Raw genomic sequence first — 4821 nt, forward strand, 5'->3', positions numbered from 1 at the left:
GACCTCCAGCAGGTCGTCGCCCGCCCCGCGCAGCTCGTCGGCGAGGCGGTCGTACCCCTCGACGGCGAGCGCGGTGAGCAGCCCGGCCTTGTCGCCGAAGTGGTGGGCCGGGGCGGCGTGCGACACGCCGGCGCGCGGGCCAGATCCCGCAGGCTCAGCGCGGCCGGCCCCGCTTCCTCGATCGCCTGGACCGCCGCGTCGAGCAGGGCCCGCCGCAGGTCGCCGTGGTGGTAGCCGCGCGTCGTCATGCCGGGCAGCATAACTTGTCAACGACAAGATGCAATGTCGGATATTAGTTTGGCCCCTGACGATCCGGGGGCTAACGTCAGCGCGTGCACATGGAACCCCTGGCCCGATTCCCGGACCTGCTGCGTAACGCGCCGATGGGGCGGCTGGTCTCGGTCGCCGGCCACCTGGTCGACCAGCACTGGGGTCGCTACCTGTCCGAGCACCACGGCCTCACCACCGCCGGGATGCGGGTGCTGTTCATCCTGTCCCGCACCGGCGAGACCACCCACCGGGACGTCGCCGAACGCTCCTTCGTCCGGCCCGCCACCCTCACCGGGATCGTCGACACCCTGGAGCGCGACGGCTTCGTCGAGCGGCACCGGGCCGGCGCCGACCGCCGGACGGTGCAGCTCGCCCTGACCGACAAGGGACGCGAGCACGTGCAGGCCCTCTTCGACCTGATCCACAGCGACACCCCGCTGACCTCCGTCGACGCCGACCCGGCGAAGAAGGCGGTGATCCGCGAGTTCCTGACCGAGTTGATTGTGACCATGTCCGACGGGGAGGACGCCAGGTTGAACCCGGCAGACCAGGAACCCGAGGCGAGACCGGGAGGCCGCCCGTGCTGATCCGCCTACTGCGCAATCACCTTCGCCCGTACCGCCGGCCGCTGGCCGGGGTGGTGCTGCTCCAGTTCGTCGGCACGATGGCCTCGCTCTACCTGCCGAGCCTCAACGCCGACATCATCGACCAGGGCGTGGCCCGGGGCGACACCGACTACATCATGCGTACCGGCGGCTGGATGCTGCTGGTCAGCCTGGTCCAGATCGCCTGCTCGGTGGCCGCCGTCTACCTCGGCGCGCGGACCGCGATGGGCTTCGGCCGGGACGCCCGGACCGCCGTCTTCGCGCAGGTCAACCGCTTCTCCGCCCGGGAGGTCGCCCGGTTCGGCGCGCCCTCGCTGATCACCCGCAACACCAACGACGTGCAGCAGGTGCAGATGCTCGTGCTGATGAGCTGCACCATGCTGGTCGCCGCGCCGATCATGTGCGTCGGCGGGGTGGTGATGGCGCTGCGGGAGGACCTCGCGCTCTCCCGGCTGATGCTCGTCTGCGTGCCGGTGCTGGCGATCGCGCTGGGCCTGGTCGTCCGGCGGATGGTGCCGGGATTCCGGGAGATGCAGACCCGGATCGACACGGTCAACCGGGTGCTGCGCGAGCAGATCACCGGCATCCGGGTGATCCGGGCGTTCGTCCGCGAGCCGTACGAGACGGACCGGTTCGGCGTCGCCAACGCCGACCTCACCGCGACGGCGCTGCGGGTGGGCCGCCTGCAGGCCCTGATCTTCCCGGTGATCATGCTGGTGCTCAACGTCTCCAGCGTCGCGGTGCTCTGGTTCGGCGCGCAGCGGGTCGACGCCGGCCAGATGCAGATCGGCGCGCTGACCGCGTTCCTGCAGTACCTGATGCAGATCCTGATGGCCGTCATGATGGCCACCTTCATGCTGATGATGGTGCCGCGCGCGGCGGTCTGCGCCGAGCGGATCGTCGAGGTGCTGGACACCGAGTCGTCGGTGGTGCCACCGGACGATCCGATGATCGCGATGACCAGGCGCGCCGAGCTGGAGCTTCGTCGCGTCGCCTTCCAGTACCCCGGGGCGAGTGCTCCGGTGCTGCACGACATCTCGTTCCGGGCCGAGCCGGGCCGGACCACCGCCATCATCGGGTCCACCGGCGCCGGCAAGACCACCCTGCTCACCCTGATCCCCCGACTGGTCGACCCGACCGCCGGCGCGGTGCTGGTCGACGGGGTGGACGTGCGGCTGCTGGAACCGAACGAGGTGTGGCGCCGGATCGGGCTGGTGCCGCAGCGGCCGTACCTGTTCAGCGGAACGGTCGCCAGCAACCTCCGGTACGGCAACCCGGACGCCACCGACGAGGAGCTGTGGCGGGCGCTGGAGATCGCCCAGGCGCGGGACTTCGTGGCCGAGATGCCGGGCGGGCTGGACGCCCCGATCGCCCAGGGCGGCACGAACGTCTCTGGCGGTCAGCGGCAGCGGCTGGCGATCGCCCGGGCGCTGGTCCGCCAGCCGGAGATCTACCTCTTCGACGACTCGTTCTCGGCGCTGGACCTCGGCACCGACGCCCGGCTGCGGGCGGCGCTGCGGCCGGTCACCGCGGACGCGGCCGTGGTGATCGTGGCCCAGCGGGTCTCCACGATCGTCGACGCCGACCAGATCATCGTGCTCGAGGACGGCGGCGTCGTCGGCACGGGACGACACGAGGAACTACTGGAGAGCTGCCCGACGTACGCCGAGATCGTCGCGTCCCAGCAGACGGCGGAGGTGCCGGCGTGAGCAAGCCCGACGAGCGAACCACGCGGGCCGGTGACGGCCGGGCGCCCGTACCCGAGCAGAAGGTCCCGGAGACACGGACGCCGAAGCGGCTGCCCCCCGGCGGCCAGCGCGGCGGTCCACCGTGGATGGGCGCCGCGATGCCGGCCGAGAAGTCGATGAACTTCGGTCCGTCGGCCCGGCGTCTGCTCCGCCGGCTGCGGCCACACCGGCTCCAGCTGGCCGCGGTGATCACGCTCGCCGTGGCGAGCATCGGGCTCAGCGTCATCGGGCCGAAGCTCCTCGGCCACGCCACCGACCTGATCTTCAGCGGGGTGATCGGTCGGCAACTGCCCGCCGGGACCACCACGGAGCAGGCCGTGGCGGCGGCCCGGGCCGCCGGCAACGACAACTACGCCGACATGCTCGCCCGGATGGACGTGGTGCCGGGCGCCGGGATCGACTTCACCGCCCTCGGCCGGGTGCTCGTGCTGGCCCTGGCGCTCTACCTGGCGGCCAGTGTGCTGATCTGGTGGCAGGGATGGCTGCTCAACGGGGTGGTGCAGCGGACCGTGCTGCGGCTGCGCGCCGAGGTGGAGGAGAAGCTCCACCGGCTGCCGCTGCCCTACTTCGACCGGCAGCCCCGGGGCGAGCTGCTCAGCCGGGTCACCAACGACATCGACAACATCTCGCAGACTCTGTCCCAGACGCTCAGCCAGCTGCTCACCTCGCTGCTGACCGTCGTCGGCGTGCTGGCCATGATGTTCTGGATCTCGCCGCTGCTGGCGTTGGTCGCGCTGGTCGCGGTGCCGCTGTCGGTGATCGTGACCCAGCAGATCGCCAAGCGGTCCCAGCAGAAGTTCATCGCCCAGTGGCGGCACACCGGTGAGCTGAACGGCCAGATCGAGGAGGCGTACACCGGTCACGAGCTGGTCAAGGTCTTCGGCCGGCAGCGCGAGGTGGAAGCCGCCTTCCACGCCAAGAACGAGGAGCTGTTCCGAGCCAGCTTCGGGGCTCAGTTCATCTCCGGGATCATCATGCCGGCGATGATGTTCGTCGGGAACCTCAGCTACGTCGCGATCGCTGTGGTCGGCGGGCTGCGGGTGGCGTCCGGGACGATGAGCCTCGGCGACGTGCAGGCGTTCATCCAGTACTCGCGGCAGTTCACCCAGCCGCTCACCCAGGTCGCCTCGATGGCCAACCTGCTCCAGTCCGGGGTGGCCTCCGCCGAGCGGGTCTTCGCGGTGCTCGACGCCCAGGAGCAGAGCCAGGACACCGTTGCACCGGCCCGGGTCACCGGCAGGGTCGAGTTCGCCCACGTCTCCTTCCGGTACGACCCGGAAAAGCCGCTGATCGACGACCTGTCGCTGGTCGCCGAGCCGGGTCACACCGTGGCGATCGTCGGCCCGACCGGCGCCGGCAAGACCACCCTGGTCAATCTGATCATGCGCTTCTACGAGCTGGACGCGGGCTGGATCACCCTCGACGGGGTGGACATCACCAGCATGCCCCGGGACGAGCTGCGCAGCCGGATCGGCATGGTGCTCCAGGACACCTGGCTCTTCGGCGGCACCATCCGGGACAACATCGCCTACGGCCGGCCCGACGCCACCGAGGAGGAGATCCTGGCCGCCGCCCGGGCCACCTTCGTGGACCGCTTCGTGCGCAGCCTCCCGAACGGCTACGACACCGTCATCGACGAGGAGGGCAGCAACGTCAGCGCCGGCGAGAAGCAGCTCATCACGATCGCCCGGGCATTCCTGGCCGAGCCGTCGCTGCTGATCCTGGACGAGGCCACCAGCAGTGTGGACACCCGCACGGAGGTGCTGCTCCAGCGGGCGATGGCGGCGCTGCGCTCGGACCGGACCAGCTTCGTCATCGCGCACCGGCTCTCCACCATCCGGGACGCCGACCTGATCCTGATGATGGAGCACGGCCGGATCGTCGAGCAGGGCACCCACGAGCAGTTGGTCGCCGCGAAGGGGGCGTACCACCGGCTGTACCGGTCGCAGTTCGCCGGCGCGCTGGTGGACGACGAGGACGACGGGGCGGCCCCCCGGACCCCGTCGGTCCAGGGGGCGCTCTCCTCATGACCGGCTCAGGCGGCGGGCGGCAGCAGGTCGGTCGAGCGGGCGGCGACCACCGCCCCGACCAGCCCCAGTGCGTCCGCGACGGGCATCGCGTCCAACCCCCGGCCGTCGCGCAGGCGCAGCGAGACCGACCCGTCGGCCGCCTCCCGGGCGCCCACCACCCCGACGTAC

General features: G+C 71.0%; 3 protein-coding genes and 2 pseudogenes. 3 read left to right on the forward strand and 2 right to left on the reverse strand.

The features are described from left to right. A pseudogene (locus tag JNW89_RS27885) lies at positions 1-248 on the reverse strand (TetR/AcrR family transcriptional regulator); the annotation flags it as partial. 90 nt (positions 249-338) lie between these two features. On the opposite strand from JNW89_RS27885, the gene JNW89_RS27890 reads away from it, so the two are divergent. The 3 genes from JNW89_RS27890 (at position 339) to JNW89_RS27900 (ending at position 4653) form a co-directional block, all read left to right on the forward strand. Continuing rightward, on the forward strand, positions 339-857 hold the full coding sequence (locus JNW89_RS27890; protein ID WP_238451338.1) for a MarR family winged helix-turn-helix transcriptional regulator: 519 nt from the start codon (positions 339-341) through the stop codon (positions 855-857). Further along, positions 851-2584 carry an ABC transporter ATP-binding protein gene (locus tag JNW89_RS27895; RefSeq protein ID WP_238451336.1) on the forward strand — a complete coding sequence of 578 codons (1734 nt, stop codon included), beginning with the start codon at positions 851-853 and terminating at the stop codon, positions 2582-2584. The genes JNW89_RS27890 and JNW89_RS27895 overlap by 7 nt, the downstream gene beginning before the upstream one ends. Positions 2585-2709: 125 nt before the next feature. Then, complete coding sequence (locus JNW89_RS27900; RefSeq protein ID WP_375155152.1) at positions 2710-4653, forward strand: ABC transporter ATP-binding protein; 1944 nt, start codon at positions 2710-2712, stop codon at positions 4651-4653. A gap of 5 nt (positions 4654-4658) precedes the next feature. Here JNW89_RS27900 and JNW89_RS27905 read toward each other — a convergent pair. Further along, positions 4659-4821, reverse strand: a pseudogene (locus JNW89_RS27905) (threonine--tRNA ligase); the annotation flags it as partial.

This window comes from Micromonospora sp. 4G55 (assembly GCF_016803375.1).